This window comes from Streptomyces asiaticus (assembly GCF_018138715.1).
Lineage (GTDB): Bacteria > Actinomycetota > Actinomycetes > Streptomycetales > Streptomycetaceae > Streptomyces > Streptomyces asiaticus.
Map to the genome: position 1 here is coordinate 2,338,488 of NZ_JAGSHX010000006.1, position 15,512 is coordinate 2,353,999.

Genomic DNA, 15,512 nt, shown 5'->3' on the forward strand with positions numbered 1-15,512 from the left:
CTCCCGTTCACCACGCGGCGCACTGCGCCCCCACGCGGCGCACTGCGCCCAGCACGCGCCCTCAGTGGCTCCGTACGCCTCAGTCAGCCGCCGCCGTACGCGTCAGCGGCTCCCGTGCTCCTCCACAAGCTCCCGCGCCCGCTTCACATCGACCGCCATGCGCTCCAGCAGCGCCTCGATCGAGTCGAACTTCTCCTGGCCCCGCAGATAGGCGAGGAAGTCGACCTCGACGTGGAGTCCGTACAGATCCAGTCCGACCCGGTCGATCGCATACGCCTCGACCGTCCGCTCGGTCCCGTCGAACTGCGGATTGGTGCCGACCGAGATCGCGGCGGGCATCGCCTCGCCCTGCGCCGTCAGCCAGCCGGCGTAGACGCCGTCGGCCGGGATCGCGGTGTGCGGCGGGGTCTCCAGGTTGGCCGTCGGGAAGCCCAGCTCACGGCCGCGCTGCGCACCGCGCACCACCACGCCCTCGACCCGGTGCGGCCGCCCCAGGACCTCCATCGCGCCCGTGACATCGCCCTCCGCGACCAGGCGGCGCACCAGCGTGGAGGAGAACGGCTCGCCGCCGCCCGCCTCGCCGCGCTCGTACAAGTCGATGACCTCGACCTCGTAGTCGTACGTGGTGCCGAGCTCACGCAGGAAGGCCACGTTCCCGGCGGCCTTGTGGCCGAAGCGGAAGTTCGGGCCCTCCACCACGACCCGGGCGTGCAACTTGTCCACCAGCACCTTCACCACGAAGTCGGCGGGGGTGAGCCGCGAGAACTCCGCCGTGAACGGCAGGATCAGCACCGCGTCCACGCCCAGCCCGGCCATCAGCTCCGCGCGCCGCTGGTGGGTGGCGAGCAGCGGTGGATGGCTGCCGGGCCGGACGACCTCGCTCGGGTGCGGGTCGAAGGTGACCACGACCGCCGGTACGCCCAGCTCACGCGCCCGTGCCACGGCACGGCCGATGATCAGCTGGTGTCCTCGGTGCACCCCGTCGTAGGAACCGATGGTGACGACGCTGCGCCCCCAGTCCTCGGGGATGTCCTCCAAGCCACGCCAGCGCTGCACTTTGCCCGCTCCTCGCCCGAACCTTTGTCTGTCGACTTCGCAGGTCTAAGACTGCCATGTCCCGGGCGCCCGCCTCGCATCGGTGGCCGCCTCGAGCGCCTGGACCGACCGGAAGGCCACGGTAGGCGGCCGGTCCCGGCGCGTGCAACGCGGCCCGGAGTCGGCAATGACACATCGGCGCCGCGCCGGCCGTCCCGATACAGATCGACCGTCCCGGTACAGGGGGCTCCGACGGCGGCAACGCCGTCAATCGCGTCATACGAAGACGGCCAGGCTCTTCGCCTTGCCCTTCGACTCCTCCACCAGGGCCAGAAAGCGCCCCTCCGGCCCGAAGACCGCGACCGGCCCCGGACCCGGCGCCCCCGGCGCCCCCGACGGCATGTCGATCCGTACCCCGTTGCCCAGCAGCCGGGCCTGGCGCTCGTCCACGTCCCAGCGCGGGAACGCGGCGGCCGCCGCCTCCGCGATGGGCAGGATCTCCAGCGACTCCTCCAGCCGCTCCAGCGTCCTGGCGGACTCCAGCCCGTACGGACCGACCCGGGTCCGGCGCAGGGCCGTGAGATGGCCGCCCACGCCGAGCCCGGCGCCCAGGTCGCGCGCCAGGGCCCGGATGTAGGTGCCGGAGGAGCACACCACCGTGACGTCCAGGTCGAGGACGGTGGTGCCGTCCTCCGCCTTGGCCTCGCGACGGTCGTGGAGGACGAAGGAGGAGACGGTCACCGGACGTGCCGGAATCGCGAACTCCTCGCCCTCCCGCGCCCGTGCGTAGGAGCGCTTGCCGTCGATCTTGATGGCGCTGACCTTCGAGGGGACCTGCTGGATGTCCCCGGTCAGCTCCTCGATCCCGGCCTGGACGGCGCCCGGGTCGACCCCGTCGGCGCCCTCCGAGGCGGTGATCTCGCCCTCCGCGTCATCGGTGACCGTGGTCTGCCCGAGCCGGATGGTGCCCCGGTACTCCTTCTCGGTCAGCGCCAGATGGCCCAGCAGCCGGGTGGCCTTCTCCACGCCGACCACGAGCACGCCCGTGGCCATCGGGTCCAGCGTCCCGGCGTGGCCGACCCGCCTGGTGCCGGCGAAGCGGCGCATCTTGGCGACGACGTCGTGCGAGGTGAAACCGGCCGGTTTGTCGACGATCACCAGGCCGTCCGGTGCCCCGGAACCGGCCCTGCTCTTACGCGTCATGCGTCCGCTGAACCCTTGCCCTCGGCGCCGGGCTCCTCGTCGTCCTCCTGGCCGGGCTTGCGGTACGGGTCGGCTTCGCCCGCGTAAGCGGCGCCCGAGGACGCCTCGCGCACCTGGGCGTCCGCCTCCCTGGCCTTGGCGAGGAGATCGTCGATGGTGCGGGCGTTCTCCGGCAGCGCGTCCGGGACGAACGTCAGGGTCGGGGTGAAGCGCACCCCCGTCTGGCGCCCGACCTCCGACCGCAGCACGCCCTTGGCGCTCTCCAGGGCCGCGGCGGAGGCCGCCCGCTCCTCGTCATCGCCGAAGACCGTGTAGAAGACGGTCGCCTCCCGCAGATCACCGGTGATCCGGGTGTCGGTGATGGTCACATAGCCGAGCCGCGGGTCCTTGATCCGCCGCTGAAGGGTCTCCGCGACCACGACCCGGATGCGGTCCGCCAGCTTGCGTGCCCGCGCGGTGTCGCTCATGCGTCTTCTTCTCTCTTCTTCGCGTCAGTCATCGATGGCCGGGGGCGCGGTCTGCGACCACCGGTCCGGCCCTCATTCATCATCGCCACCGTGGAACCGCCGTCGCACGGCCAGCAGCTCCACTTCCGGCCGCGCCGCCACCAGCCGCTCGCAGCGGTCGAGTACCTCGGTGAGGTGGCCCGCGTCCCCGGAGACCATCGCCAGGCCGACCTGGGCCCTGCGGTAGAGGTCCTGGTCACCGACCTCCGCCACGCTCACCGCGAATTTGCGGTGCAGCTCGGCGACGATCGGGCGGACGACGGAGCGCTTCTCCTTCAACGACCGTACGTCGCCGAGAAGCAGGTCAAAGGACAACGTCCCTACATACATGCGGTCCGGGTCAAGCCACCCGTGGGGCCTTTGTGATTGCGGGCTTCTCGCACCGTACACGCAAGGGCCGGGGCCGATCGACGGAAATTCCTCCGCCGATCGGCCCCGGCCGCCGCCGCTTGTCAGCCGCGCGGCTTCTCGCGCATCTCGTACGTCGCGATGACGTCGTCGACCTTGATGTCGTTGTAGCTGCCGAGGTTGATACCGCCCTCGAAGCCTTCCCGAATCTCGGTGACGTCGTCCTTGAACCGGCGCAGGCCCTCGATGTTGAGGTTCTCCGCGATGACCTTGCCGTCGCGGACGAGGCGGGCCTTGGTGTTCCGCTTGACCTCGCCGGAGCGGATGAGCACACCCGCGATGTTGCCCAGCTTGGACGAGCGGAAGACCTCGCGGATCTCCGCCGTACCGAGCTCGACCTCTTCGTACTCCGGCTTGAGCATGCCCTTCAGGGCCGCCTCGATCTCCTCGATCACCTGGTAGATGACCGAGTAGTAGCGGACGTCCACGCCCTCGCGCTCGGCCATCTGCGTGGCACGCCCGTCGGCGCGCACGTTGAAGCCGATGACGATGGCGTCCGAGCCCGTCGCCAGGTCGATGTCGGTCTCGGTGACCGCACCCACACCGCGGTGCAGCACCCGCAGGTCCACCTCTTCGCCGACGTCGAGCTGGAGCAGCGAGGACTCGAGAGCCTCCACCGAACCGGACGCGTCGCCCTTGATGATGAGGTTGAGCTGCTGGACCTGACCGGCCTTGAGCACCTTGTCCAGGTCCTCCAGGGAGACCCGGCGGGTGCGCTTGGCGAACGCCGCGTTCCGCTCGCGGGCGGCGCGCTTCTCGGCGATCTGGCGGGCGGTGCGGTCCTCGTCCACGACGAGGAAGTTGTCACCCGCACCGGGCACGTTGGTCAGACCGAGCACCAGGACCGGGGTCGCCGGGCCGGCCTCCGCCACGTTGTTCCCGTTGTCGTCGAGCATCGCCCGGACGCGGCCGTACGCGTCGCCGACGACCATCGTGTCGCCGACCCGCAGGGTGCCGCGCTGGACCAGCACGGTGGCCACGGCGCCGCGGCCGCGGTCGAGGTGGGCCTCGATCGCGATGCCCTGTGCGTCCTGCTCCGAGTTGGCCCGCAGGTCGAGCGAGGCGTCGGCGGTGAGGACGACGGCCTCCAGCAGGCTGTCGATGTGCAGACCCTGCTTGGCGGAGATGTCGACGAACATGGTGTCGCCGCCGTACTCCTCGGCCACCAGGCCGTACTCGGTCAGCTGACCGCGCACCTTGGTCGGGTCCGCGCCCTCGACGTCGATCTTGTTGACCGCGACCACGATCGGCACATCGGCCGCCTTGGCGTGGTTCAGCGCCTCGATCGTCTGGGGCATCACACCGTCGTTGGCCGCCACCACGAGGATCGCGATGTCGGTCGACTTGGCACCACGGGCACGCATGGCGGTGAACGCCTCGTGACCCGGGGTGTCGATGAAGGTGATCCTGCGCTCTTCGTCGTTGACCTCGGTCGAGACCTGGTAGGCACCGATGTGCTGGGTGATGCCGCCGGCCTCGCCCGCGACCACGTTGGTCTTGCGGATCGCGTCCAGCAGTCGGGTCTTACCGTGGTCGACGTGACCCATGACGGTCACCACCGGCGGACGCGCGGAGAGCATCTCCTCGCCGCCCTCGTCCTCGCCGAACTCGATGTCGAAGGACTCGAGAAGCTCGCGGTCCTCCTCCTCCGGGCTGACGATCTCGACGTTGTAGTTCATCTCGTCGGCGAGAAGCTGAAGCGTCTCGTCGGAGACGGACTGCGTCGCGGTGACCATCTCGCCGAGGTTGAGCATGACGGCGACCAGCGACGCCGGGTTGGCGTTGATCTTCTCCGCGAAGTCGGTGAGCGAGGCACCCCGCGACAGCCGGACCGTCTGGCCGTTGCCGCGCGGCAGCATCACACCGCCGACCGACGGGGCCTGCATGGCCTCGTACTCCTGGCGCCTCTGCCGCTTCGACTTACGGCCACGACGCGCCGGACCGCCGGGACGGCCGAAGGCGCCCTGCGTGCCACCGCGGCCACCGGGACCGCCGGGACGGCCACCGAAGCCGGGACGGCCACCGCCGCCACCGAAGCCGCCACCGCCGCCGGGACCCCCCGGACGGCCGGCGAAACCGCCGCCGCCACCGGGACGACCGCCGCCGCCACCGCCGGGACGACCGGCGAAGCCGCCGCCGCCACCGGGACGACCGCCGCCGCCCGGACGACCGCCGCCGCCGGGACCGCGACCGCCACCGCCGCCACCGGGGCCCGGACGCGGGCCCGCGGCCGGACGCTGCGGCATCATGCCCGGGTTCGGACGCGCGCCACCGGGACCCGGACGCGGGCCGCCGCCCTGGGCACCCTGCGGACGGGGCATCTGGCCCGGAGTGGGCCGGGGACCGCCGGGACCGCCCTGGCCGCGGCCCGGACCGCCCTGGCCGCCGCCCTGCGGACGCGGACCGCCGCCGGGCTGGCCGCCGGGACGCGGGGCGCCACCGGGACGGGGCGCCTGCGGGCGCGCCATACCGGTGGAGCCACCGGAGGTGAAGGGGTTGTTACCGGGACGGGGACCGGCCGGACGGGGACCACCCGGACGCGGACGCTCCTGGCCCGGACGCGGGCCGCCACGGCCGCCCTGGCCGCCTTCGCGCTGACCACCCTCGCGCTGGCCGCCCTGGCCCTGGCCCTGGCCCGGTGCGCCCGGACGGGCGCCGGGGCGCGGACCGGGAGTGGCACCCGGCTTGGCGGGCGCGCCCGGCTTGGCCGCGGCGGGCTTGGGCGCGGGGGTGGGCGGCGCGGTGAACTCGGGCTGCGCCGGAGCCGCCGGCGCGGGACCCGGCTTGGGGCCGGCGGCCGGACGGGCAGCCGGCGTGGGACGCGGGCCCGGAGTGGGCGCCGCGGAGGGGGTGCCGCGCTGGCCCTCGGGGGCACCGGCCGGCTTGGGGCCGGGCGCCGGGGGCTTGGGGGCGGCCGGACGGGCCGCCGCCGGACCCGGCGTCGGCGGCTTGGGCGTCGCCTTGCGCGGCGCCGAGGGCTTACCGGCGGCGCGGCCGGAGCCGTTGCCACCCTGGAAAGCGTCAGTCAACTTGCGCACAACCGGCGCCTCGATCGTCGAGGACGCCGAACGTACAAATTCACCGAGTTCCTGGAGCTTGGCCATGACGACCTTGCTCTCGACTCCGAACTCCTTGGCGAGTTCGTATACCCGGACCTTAGCCACTTCGCTCCTTTTAGGTCCGGGTTGTCGCCGGACCGTCGCTACTTCATGGGCGTACTCATCGCGTACTCATCGAGTGCTCATCGCAATCTCGACCTACTTCCGACTCGCGAGGTACCTGACCGCACGGTGTCCCGTGCCGTTCTTTCAACTACTCAGGGTGTCGCCTGTTCACCCTGCTCGACAAACCGGCGGAGCGCCGTGGTGTCGAGCGCTCCCGGCCCCCTGAAGGCCCGGGAAAAGGCCCGGCGGCGAACCGCCAGGTCAAGGCAGACCCGTGTGGGGTGAACATAAGCACCCCGACCGGGGAGCGTACCGCGCCGGTCGGGGACACAAACACCCTCGATCAACACGATGCGCAGCAGATCGTTCTTGGCCGCCCGATCCCGGCATCCCACACAGGTTCTCTCAGGGCAGGCACCAGCTCGCGTGCGGCCAGACACTGGTTAAGTCTACCTCCCCGTAGCGACCTCACCCCCTGGGGGGAGTGATCGAACCGCCACTCGATTTGGCCCGGATCCCGCGGGATCCGACCTGAATCAGCCTTGATCACCCGACTGCTCGGTGTCCGGCCGGATGTCGATCCGCCAGCCGGTCAGCCGCGCCGCCAGCCGGGCGTTCTGCCCCTCCTTGCCGATGGCGAGCGACAGCTGGTAGTCCGGCACGGTGACCCGGGCCGAGCGGGCCGCCAGGTCGACCACCTCGACCTTGCTCACCCGCGCGGGTGACAGCGCGTTCGCCACCAGCTCAGCGGGGTCGTCCGACCAGTCGACGATGTCGATCTTCTCGCCGTGCAGCTCGGCCATCACGCTGCGCACCCGCCCGCCCATCGGGCCGATGCACGCGCCCTTGGCGTTCAGCCCCGTACGGGTGGACCGGACCGCGATCTTGGTGCGGTGGCCCGCCTCGCGGGCGATCGCCGCGATCTCCACCGAGCCGTCCGCGATCTCCGGCACCTCGAGCGCGAAGAGCTTCTTGACCAGATTGGGATGCGTACGCGAAAGGGTCACCGACGGTCCGCGCACGCCCTTGACGACTCGTACGACGTACGTACGCAGCCGGGTGCCGTGGGCGTAGTCCTCGCCCGGGACCTGCTCCTGCACCGGCAGGATCGCCTCGAGACGGCCGATGTCCACCAGCACGTTCTTGGGGTCCTTGCCCTGCTGGACGACGCCCGCGACGACATCGCCCTCCCGCCCCGCGTACTCGCCGAAGGTGATCTCCTCCTCGGCGTCCCGCAGCCGCTGGAGGATGACCTGCTTCGCGGTCATCGCGGCGATCCGGCCGAAGCCGGAGGGGGTGTCGTCGAACTCCTGGGGCTCCTGCCCCTCCGTCAGGTCCTCGTCGTCCTCGCGGGCCCAGACGGTCACATGGCCGGTGTCGCGGTTGAGCTCCACGCGGGCCCGGCGACGGCTTCCCTCGGTGCGGTGATAGGCGATGAGGAGGGCCGATTCGATCGCCTCGACCAGCAGGTCGAAGGAGATCTCCTTCTCTCGCACCAGACCCCGCAGGGCACTCATGTCGATGTCCACGGCTACGCCTCCTCCTTGCTCTCGTCGTCCTCGCCCGCGGCCTTGTCCGCGGGCTTGCGGTTGAACTCGATCTCCACCCGGGCCTTGGAGATCTCCTCGAAGGCCAGCCGCCTGGCGGTGGGCTTGCGCCCCTTCACACCGGGAACTTCCAGATCGAGGCCCTCGTCGTCCACCGAGACGATCCGGGCCACCAGCTCGTCGCCTCCGGCGAGGCGCGCTCTCATGAGGCGGCCGGTGGCGCGGCGGTAGTGGCGCGGCTCGGTCAGAGGGCGCTCGGCGCCGGGAGAGGTGACCTCGAGGACGTACGCGGTCTGGCCCATGGCCTCCGTGTCGTCGAGGGTCTTGGAGATGTCCCGGCTCAGCTCCGCACACGTGTCCAGCTGGACGCCGTCGTCGGAGTCCACGACCACTCTCAGCACGCGCCGCCGCCCGGCCGGTGTCACCTCGACCTCTTCCAGATCCAGGTCTCGCGCGCTGACGAGCGGTTCCAGCAGTCCGCGCAGCCTCTCGCTCTGGGTGGTGCTCATCCGGGTGACTCCTCGGCCGCGTGTGCTGTTGTGGGAAGGTCGCGTGTCAGGTCAAAGCCTATCTGTTCCGGCGGCGGGCTGACGATTCGGTGGCCGCTGCCGGGCAGACGGCCTCGGCGCGGGTACGCTCGCCTGCTGTGATCACTACCGGCGGCCAGGAGCGGCCGCAGCCCGGAAAGAGGAACGTGTCGATCACCACTCCCCCACCCCGTGCCACAGCCGCGCCCGACGCGGTGTCCGCCGTCTCCCCGTCGCTCGAATCCGCTGTGTCTTCAGCGTCCGCCGCCTCCTCGACCTGCGCCGCACCGGTGGCCCGGCGGCGGAGTCTGCTGCTGGGCGGCGGGGCGCTGGGGGCCGTCGCGCTGCTGAGCGGCTGCTCCGACGACCGCGAGTCCCGGCGCGAGGCGGACGGCGGAGCGGACGTCGCGCTGCTGCGGGCGCGGGGCGCGCGGGACTCCACGGCACTCCTCGCGCGCTACGACGCTACCGTGGACGCGCATCCCGCCCTCGCGGAACGGCTGGCCCCGCTGCGGGAGGAGACGGCCCGGCATGTCGCGGTCTTCACCGCCGAGGGCAGGTCCCCCTCCCCCTCCGCGACCGTGTCGCGCTCGCCCTCGGCGGGCGGACGGCGGATGCCGAAGGTCCCCAAGGACGAGAAGCAGGCCCTCTCCGCCCTCGTCCAGGCCGAGCGCCAGACCGCCGACACCCGCACCGCCGCGCTCGCCACCGCGCCGCCCGAGCTGGCCCGGCTGCTGGCCTCCGTCGCGGCCTGCGGCGCCGCCCACGTGTATCTCCTCACGCAGCGCGACGCGGACTCGTGATCACGCTCGGGACCACCGGAAGGGGTACTGACATGGCCGCTCGAGCAGACCACTCGGCCGTCGGCGAACGCGCCGCGGCACTCAGGGCCGCGCAGGCGGCGCTCGCCGCCGAGCACGCCGCGGTGTACGGCTACGGCGTCGTCGGCGGCCGGATCGGCGACGACCGGCTCGCGGAGGCGCGCGAGGGCTACGCCGCGCACCGCGCGCGCCGGGACGACCTCGCCCGCACCGTGCGCGACTTAGACGGCCGCCCCACCAGCGCGGCGCCCGCCTACGCCCTGCCCTTCGCGGTGCCGGACGCGCCCGCCGCGGTGCGGCTCGCGGCCGAGCTGGAGAACCGGGTCGCCGCCGTCTACGCCGACCTCGTACGGGCCTCGACCGGATCCCTGCGCCGCCAGGCGGCAGGCGCGCTGCGGGAGGCGGCGGTCCGGGCGGTGCGCTGGCGGGGCGGCGGCGTAGCCTTCCCTGGGCTCACCGAACACGCCACACCGGCCACTCCGTCGGCGTCGCCGAGCGGTGGGTCGGACGGGGTGTGACGACATTGATGGTGGAGGGGACAGCTCAGGCATGGCATCGGCACCACGGCCCGACGGCCGCGATACGGACCGCGTCCCCGTGCCGAAGCGGCTTCTGGACGCGCTGAGCGACGACCCCGCGAGCGCCGTGCGGAGCTGGCTTGACGCCCTCCCCGGGACGGCCGGGCGGCAGCTGGCGGCCTGGGAGCTGACCCTGGAGCGGGTCGCGATGCCCGGGGGGCGTCATGGGCTCGTCGCGCTCGTACGGCAGGCGGACGGCGCCCCGGCGGCGCTGAAGTTCCCGGTCCCCGGCCCGGACGCGGACCGTGAGCGGGCCGCCCTCGCGCACTGGAACGGCTGGGGCGCGGCCCGGCTGCTGCGCGCCGACCCGGACACCGGTGCGCTGCTGCTCGAGCGGCTGCACGGCGCGGTGTCGCTGCGTTCGCTGCCCGAGCCGAAGGCGCTGCTGGAGGCGGCGGGCACGGTGCGGCGGCTGTGGGTGCCGCCGCCCGAGGGGCATCCGTTCGCGTCGGTCTCCGGACGTACCGAGGAGGAGCGGGAGATCCTGCGGGTGCTCGGCACCGGGGGCTGGGCGGCGGAGGCCCGTCCGCTCACCGACGAGGCGCTGGAGCTGCGGGCGGCGCTGCCCTCCGAGCCGCCCGAGGAGGTGCTGCTGCACGGCGCCTTCCGGCAGGGGAAGGTGCTGGCCGGGGAGCGCGCGCCCTGGCTCGCGGTGGGTCCGGCGCCGGTCGTGGGCGAGCGCGCGTACGACCTGGCGCGGCTGGTGCTCGACCGCTGCGAGGACCTGGCCGCCGGCCCCGGCCCCGCCGCGGCCGCGCGCCGCCGGGTCGCCAAGCTGGCGGACTCCCTGGACGTCGACCGCGACCGGCTGCGCGGCTGGTCCCTCTACCGCGCCGTCGAGACGGGCCTGCGCCACGCGGCGGCGGGCGACCACCGGCGCGCGGAGCTGCTGCTGGAGTTCGCGGGCTGGCTCTGACCGGGCCGCTCGGCCCGGCCGGGGGTACGGCCTTCGTCCCGCGCCTCCGGCGCGCTTGGGCGGCGGGCGCGGGCTTCGCCGCCCGGCGCCGCGCCCCCGGCGCCGCCGTGGTCGTCAGCCGGTGGTGGCCGTGAGGCGGGCGATGGCCTCGTCGATGGGGAGGTCCTCGCGCTCGCCCGTGCGGCGGTCCTTCAGCTCGACGACGCCGTCCTTCGCGCCACGGCCCACCACCAGGATGGTCGGGACGCCGATCAGCTCGGAGTCGGTGAACTTCACGCCCGGGGAGACACCGGCGCGGTCGTCGACCATGACGCGCAGGCCCGCCGTGCCCAGCTTCTCCGCGAGGTCCAGGGCCATCTCGGTCTGGAGGGCCTTGCCCGCCGCGACGATGTGGACGTCGGCCGGGGCGACCTCGCGGGGCCAGCAGAGTCCGGACTCGTCGTGGGTCTGCTCGGCGAGGGCGGCGACGGCGCGGGAGACGCCGATGCCGTACGAGCCCATCGTGACCCGCGCCGGCTTGCCGTTCTGGCCGAGCACATCGAGCTGGAAGGCGTCGGCGTACTTGCGGCCGAGCTGGAAGATGTGGCCGATCTCGATCGCCCGGTCCAGCTCGATGCCCGCACCGCAGCGGGGGCAGGGGTCGCCCGGCTCGACCACGACGACGTCCAGGTACTCGTCGACCTCGAAGTCACGGCCGCAGACCACGTTGCGCGCATGGGTGTCGGGCTTGTTGGCGCCGGTCACCCAGGCGGTGCCGGGGGCGATACGCGGGTCGGCGATGTAGCGGAAGGACTTGCCCGCCAGGCCCTGCGGACCGACGTAGCCACGCACCAGCTCGGGGCGGCCCTCGAAGTCCTCGGCCGTGACGAGCTCGACGACGGCCGGGGCCAGGTGCTCGCCCAGCTTGCCCAGGTCCACCTCGCGGTCGCCGGGGACGCCCACCGCGGTGATCTCGCCGTCGACCTTGACCAGGAGGTTCTTCAGGGTGGCGGAGGCCGGGACGCCGAGGTACTCGGCGAGGGACTCGATGGTCGGGGTGTCCGGGGTGTCCAGCTCCTCGAGGGGACCGTGCCCGGCGCCCTCGACCGGCGGCACGGTCACCGTGACCGCCTCGGTGTTCGCGGCGTAGTCGCAGTTCGGGCAGTCGACGAAGGTGTCCTCGCCGGCCGCCGCCGGGGCCAGGAACTCCTCGGAGGCCGAGCCGCCCATCGCGCCGGAGACCGCGGAGACGATGCGGTAGTCCAGGCCGAGGCGCTGGAAGATCCGCTGGTACGCCTGGCGGTGCAGCCGGTAGGACTCGGCGAGGCCCTCGTCGGTGGTGTCGAAGGAGTACGAGTCCTTCATCAGGAACTCGCGCCCGCGCAGCACACCGGAGCGGGGGCGGGCCTCGTCCCGGTACTTGGTCTGGATCTGGTAGAGCATGACCGGCAGGTCCTTGTAGGACGTGCACTGGTCCTTGACCGTCAGGGTGAAGATCTCCTCGTGGGTCGGGCCGAGGAGGTAGTCCGCGCCCTTACGGTCCTTGATCCGGAAGAGCAGATCGCCGTACTCGTCCCAGCGGCCGCTCGTCTCGTACGGCTCGCGCGGCAGCAGCGCGGGCAGGAGGACCTCCTGGGCGCCGATGGCGTCCATCTCCTCGCGGACGATCCGCGAGACGTTCTCCAGGACCTTCTTGCCGATCGGCAGCCAGGTCCAGACGCCCGCGGCGGCGCGGCGGACGTACCCGGCGCGGACGAGCAGCTTGTGGCTGGCGGTCTCGGCGTCCGCCGGGTCTTCGCGCAGCGTCTTCAGCATCATCGTGGACATGCGCTGGACGTTGACGGCGTGGGCCATGGGGTCTCTCCTGCGTGCGATGGGATGCTCAGGAGGTTAGCCGCACGGGCTGGTTTCCCGGAAATGCGCACGGCTCCGCGACGGGTCGGGCGAAGTCCGCTACGGCTCGGCAGCGCCCCGGAGGGGCGCGGGGCTGTGTCGATATGCGGCTCCGCCACGTGGGCGACCAGCCACGACGGCGCCGCAGACGGCCAACGACGCATCGCGGCACTTCCAGCGGAGCGCTCAGTGGCGGCGCAGCGGTAGGGGGGCTCCCATCACGGCGTACGGGCTCGGGGCGCTCGGGAAGAGCACGGGGCGGGCGAGGTCGCGGTAGCCCAGTGAGCGGTAGAGCGCGCGGGCCGGGCTCTCGGTGTCGATCGCGGACAGGATCGAGCGCGGCTCGTCGGCACCGTCCGTGATGGTCGTGATCAGCTGCCGGCCGATGCCGCGGCCCTGGTACTCGGGGTGGACGTGCAGCTCGGTGATGACGAACGAGTCGTCCAGCCAGTCCTCGTACCCGGCCGCGCGCAGATACGGCTGGACGACCGTGGACCACCAGTGGGTGCGGTTGTTGGGCATGCCGTAGACGAAGCCGACGAGCCGTCCGGAGGGCGTGGTCGCGCCGAGCGCGCGGGCGCCGGGGCTCTTGAGGTGGCGCAGCACGATGTGGCGTCGTACGCCGACCTCCTCGGCCGTCAGCCCGAAGGCGACGGCCTGGACGTCGAGCGCTTCGTCCACGCGCGCGGCGAGGTCGAGCGACCCGACGACGACGTCTTCGGGTTCCGGGGTCCGCCCCCCGGGGAGATGCAGCATGGGCGGCACCCTACTGGCCCGTCGATCAGAACAGCACACTCATGAACGCGCCGACTTCCCGGAAGCCGACCCGGCGGTACGCGGCGCGGGCCGCGGTGTTGAAATCGTTGACGTACAGGCTCACCACCGGGGCGACCTCGCTCAGCGCATAGCGCAGCACGGCCGCCATCCCGGTCTCGGACAGGCCGCGGCCGCGGTACTCGGGGGCCACCCATACGCCCTGGATCTGGCAGGCGTGCGGGGTGGCCGCGCCGATCTCGGCCTTGAACACCACCCGGCCGTTCTCGACCCGGGCGAAGGAGCGCCCGGCGGTGACGAGCTCGGCGACCCGCGCCTGGTAGAGCAGCCCGCCGTCCCCCGCGAGCGGCGAGACGCCCACCTCCTCGGTGAACATCGCCACGCACGCCGGCATGATCACGTCCATCTCGTCCTTGCGGACGCGGCGCACCATCGGATCGGGCGGGACGTCGGCGGACATCGAGCTGGTGACCATCAGCGGCTGCCGGGCGCGGACCTCACGGGCCGGGCCCCAGCTGGGCTCCAGCAGGGACCACAGCCCGGCGGTGGTCTCCGCGGGGCCGACGATCGAGGAGCAGCGGCGGCCCGCCCGGCGGGCGCGCTCGGCGAAGCCGCGTACGGCCTCGGGGGTGGCGCAGATGGGCACGAGGTTGGCCCCGGCGTAGCAGAGCGACTCCAGCCGCCCGCCGGAGTACCAGCCCCACATCTCGCCGCCGAGCCGCCACGGGTCCAGGCCGGCGGCCTGGACGCGGGCGGCCACGAAGGCGTTCGAGACGGGGTCGCGGTCGAGCACCGCAAGGGCCGCGTCGAGCTCATGGGGCTCGAGGACCCTGGTGGTGGACGTGGTCAGCACGTGTCGGTCTGCCTCACGTGGTGCGGGCCCGCGGGCCGGGGACGTCGATCCTCAGACTCTACCGCGCAGCCCAAGAGGGCCCCTCACCGCCTTTTCCCGGCCCGGGTTCGCCTCCGGGGAGGCTTTTCAGCCGCTGACGGAAACCGAGGGTTCGCCGGAGGCGATGCCGTCCTTCTCCATCTGCTCGGCGATCTTCATGGCCTCGTCGATCAGGGTCTCCACGATCTTCGACTCCGGCACGGTCTTGATGACCTCGCCCTTGACGAAGATCTGCCCCTTGCCGTTGCCGGAGGCGACGCCCAGGTCCGCCTCGCGGGCCTCGCCGGGACCGTTGACGACACAGCCCATGACCGCGACCCGCAGCGGGACCTCCATGCCCTCCAGACCGGCCGTCACCTCATCCGCGAGCTTGTACACATCCACCTGCGCCCGACCGCACGACGGACACGAGACGATCTCCAACCGCCGCTGCCGCAGATTCAACGACTCCAGAATCTGGATCCCGACCTTCACCTCCTCCGCCGGAGGCGCCGACAGCGACACCCGGATCGTGTCCCCGATCCCCTCACTCAACAGCGCACCGAACGCCACCGCCGACTTGATCGTCCCCTGAAACGCCGGACCCGCCTCCGTCACACCCAGATGCAGCGGATAGTCACACTGAGCCGCCAGCTGACGATAAGCATTGACCATCACCACCGGATCGTTGTGCTTCACCGAGATCTTGATATCCCGGAACCCGTGCTCCTCGAACAGCGAGCACTCCCACAACGCCGACTCCACCAACGCCTCCGGCGTGGCCTTGCCGTACTTCTCCAGCAACCGCTTGTCCAGCGACCCCGCGTTCACCCCGATACGAATCGGCACACCCGCGTCCGACGCCGCCTTCGCGATCTCCCTGACCTTGTCGTCGAACTGCCGGATGTTCCCCGGATTCACCCGCACCGCCGCACACCCGGCATCAATCGCCGCGAACACATACTTCGGCTGGAAGTGAATATCGGCGATCACCGGAATCTGCGACTTCTTCGCGATCACCGGCAACGCGTCCGCGTCATCCTGCGACGGACACGCCACCCGCACGATCTGGCACCCCGACGCCGTCAACTCCGCGATCTGCTGCAACGTCGCACCGATGTCCGCCGTCACCGTCGTCGTCATCGACTGCACCGAGATCGGCGCGTCGCCGCCCACGGCCACCGATCCGACCTGGATCTTCCGGCTGACCCTGCGCTCGGCGAGCTTGGCCGGTACGGACGGCATTCCTAGCGAAATCGCAGTCATCTGGTTCGTAACCCCAAGGTGTGT

Annotated in this window: 15 protein-coding genes; 3 read left to right on the top strand and 12 right to left on the bottom strand. The window is 72.2% G+C overall.

Annotation, left to right across the window (positions count from 1 at the left end):
• Positions 1 to 102 precede the first annotated feature (102 nt).
• The 8 genes from KHP12_RS17460 to rimP all read right to left on the bottom strand — a co-directional run bounded on the left by KHP12_RS17460 (position 103) and on the right by rimP (position 8,372).
• A complete protein-coding gene (locus KHP12_RS17460; protein WP_086882919.1) occupies positions 103 to 1,056 on the bottom strand; it encodes a bifunctional riboflavin kinase/FAD synthetase in 954 nt (317 codons plus the stop codon).
• Positions 1,057 to 1,311: 255 nt separating this feature from the next.
• Positions 1,312 to 2,238, bottom strand: coding sequence for a tRNA pseudouridine(55) synthase TruB (gene truB / locus KHP12_RS17465; protein ID WP_086882920.1), 927 nt, complete (start codon positions 2,236 to 2,238; stop codon positions 1,312 to 1,314).
• On the bottom strand, positions 2,235 to 2,705 hold the full coding sequence (gene rbfA / locus KHP12_RS17470) for a 30S ribosome-binding factor RbfA (RefSeq protein ID WP_037960648.1): 471 nt from the start codon (positions 2,703 to 2,705) through the stop codon (positions 2,235 to 2,237). Before rbfA ends, truB begins: the two co-directional genes overlap by 4 nt.
• 72 nt (positions 2,706 to 2,777) lie before the next feature.
• On the bottom strand, positions 2,778 to 3,074 hold the full coding sequence (locus tag KHP12_RS17475; protein WP_037960645.1) for a DUF503 domain-containing protein: 297 nt from the start codon (positions 3,072 to 3,074) through the stop codon (positions 2,778 to 2,780).
• Positions 3,075 to 3,196: 122 nt separating this feature from the next.
• On the bottom strand, positions 3,197 to 6,316 hold the full coding sequence (gene infB / locus KHP12_RS17480; RefSeq protein WP_210609971.1) for a translation initiation factor IF-2: 3,120 nt from the start codon (positions 6,314 to 6,316) through the stop codon (positions 3,197 to 3,199).
• Positions 6,317 to 6,468: 152 nt separating this feature from the next.
• The gene (locus tag KHP12_RS17485; protein ID WP_078559543.1) at positions 6,469 to 6,756 is read right to left on the bottom strand and encodes a YlxR family protein; all 288 of its coding nucleotides are present in this window, start codon (positions 6,754 to 6,756) and stop codon (positions 6,469 to 6,471) included.
• A gap of 96 nt (positions 6,757 to 6,852) precedes the next feature.
• Complete coding sequence (nusA, locus tag KHP12_RS17490; protein WP_037960643.1) at positions 6,853 to 7,845, bottom strand: transcription termination factor NusA; 993 nt, start codon at positions 7,843 to 7,845, stop codon at positions 6,853 to 6,855.
• A 2-nt stretch (positions 7,846 to 7,847) separates the two neighbouring features.
• Positions 7,848 to 8,372, bottom strand: coding sequence for a ribosome maturation factor RimP (gene rimP, locus KHP12_RS17495; protein WP_086884761.1), 525 nt, complete (start codon positions 8,370 to 8,372; stop codon positions 7,848 to 7,850).
• A gap of 137 nt (positions 8,373 to 8,509) precedes the next feature.
• Between rimP and KHP12_RS17500 the strand changes: the two genes are divergently transcribed.
• From KHP12_RS17500 to KHP12_RS17510, 3 genes are read left to right on the top strand one after another with little or no spacing between them, the layout of a single operon-like run.
• Positions 8,510 to 9,193: a hypothetical protein gene (locus KHP12_RS17500; protein WP_308016817.1), complete on the top strand. Its 684-nt coding sequence runs from the start codon at positions 8,510 to 8,512 to the stop codon at positions 9,191 to 9,193.
• Positions 9,194 to 9,225: 32 nt separating this feature from the next.
• The gene (locus KHP12_RS17505; protein ID WP_037960637.1) at positions 9,226 to 9,729 is read left to right on the top strand and encodes a ferritin-like domain-containing protein; all 504 of its coding nucleotides are present in this window, start codon (positions 9,226 to 9,228) and stop codon (positions 9,727 to 9,729) included.
• 31 nt (positions 9,730 to 9,760) lie between these two features.
• Positions 9,761 to 10,705 (top strand): aminoglycoside phosphotransferase family protein, encoded by a 945-nt coding sequence (locus tag KHP12_RS17510; protein ID WP_086884762.1) that lies wholly within the window; start codon positions 9,761 to 9,763, stop codon positions 10,703 to 10,705.
• Positions 10,706 to 10,819: 114 nt separating this feature from the next.
• Here KHP12_RS17510 and KHP12_RS17515 read toward each other — a convergent pair whose 3' ends face one another.
• The 4 genes from KHP12_RS17515 to ispG all read right to left on the bottom strand — a co-directional run bounded on the left by KHP12_RS17515 (position 10,820) and on the right by ispG (position 15,488).
• Entirely contained in the window at positions 10,820 to 12,538 is a 1,719-nt protein-coding gene (locus tag KHP12_RS17515) for a proline--tRNA ligase (RefSeq protein WP_086884763.1), read from the bottom strand.
• A 225-nt stretch (positions 12,539 to 12,763) separates the two neighbouring features.
• Positions 12,764 to 13,333 carry a GNAT family N-acetyltransferase gene (locus KHP12_RS17520; RefSeq protein ID WP_086884764.1) on the bottom strand — a complete coding sequence of 190 codons (570 nt, stop codon included), beginning with the start codon at positions 13,331 to 13,333 and terminating at the stop codon, positions 12,764 to 12,766.
• A 25-nt stretch (positions 13,334 to 13,358) separates the two neighbouring features.
• Positions 13,359 to 14,204 carry a GNAT family N-acetyltransferase gene (locus KHP12_RS17525; RefSeq protein ID WP_086884765.1) on the bottom strand — a complete coding sequence of 282 codons (846 nt, stop codon included), beginning with the start codon at positions 14,202 to 14,204 and terminating at the stop codon, positions 13,359 to 13,361.
• A 126-nt stretch (positions 14,205 to 14,330) separates the two neighbouring features.
• Positions 14,331 to 15,488, bottom strand: coding sequence for a flavodoxin-dependent (E)-4-hydroxy-3-methylbut-2-enyl-diphosphate synthase (gene ispG, locus KHP12_RS17530; protein ID WP_210609969.1), 1,158 nt, complete (start codon positions 15,486 to 15,488; stop codon positions 14,331 to 14,333).
• Positions 15,489 to 15,512: the final 24 nt, after the last annotated feature.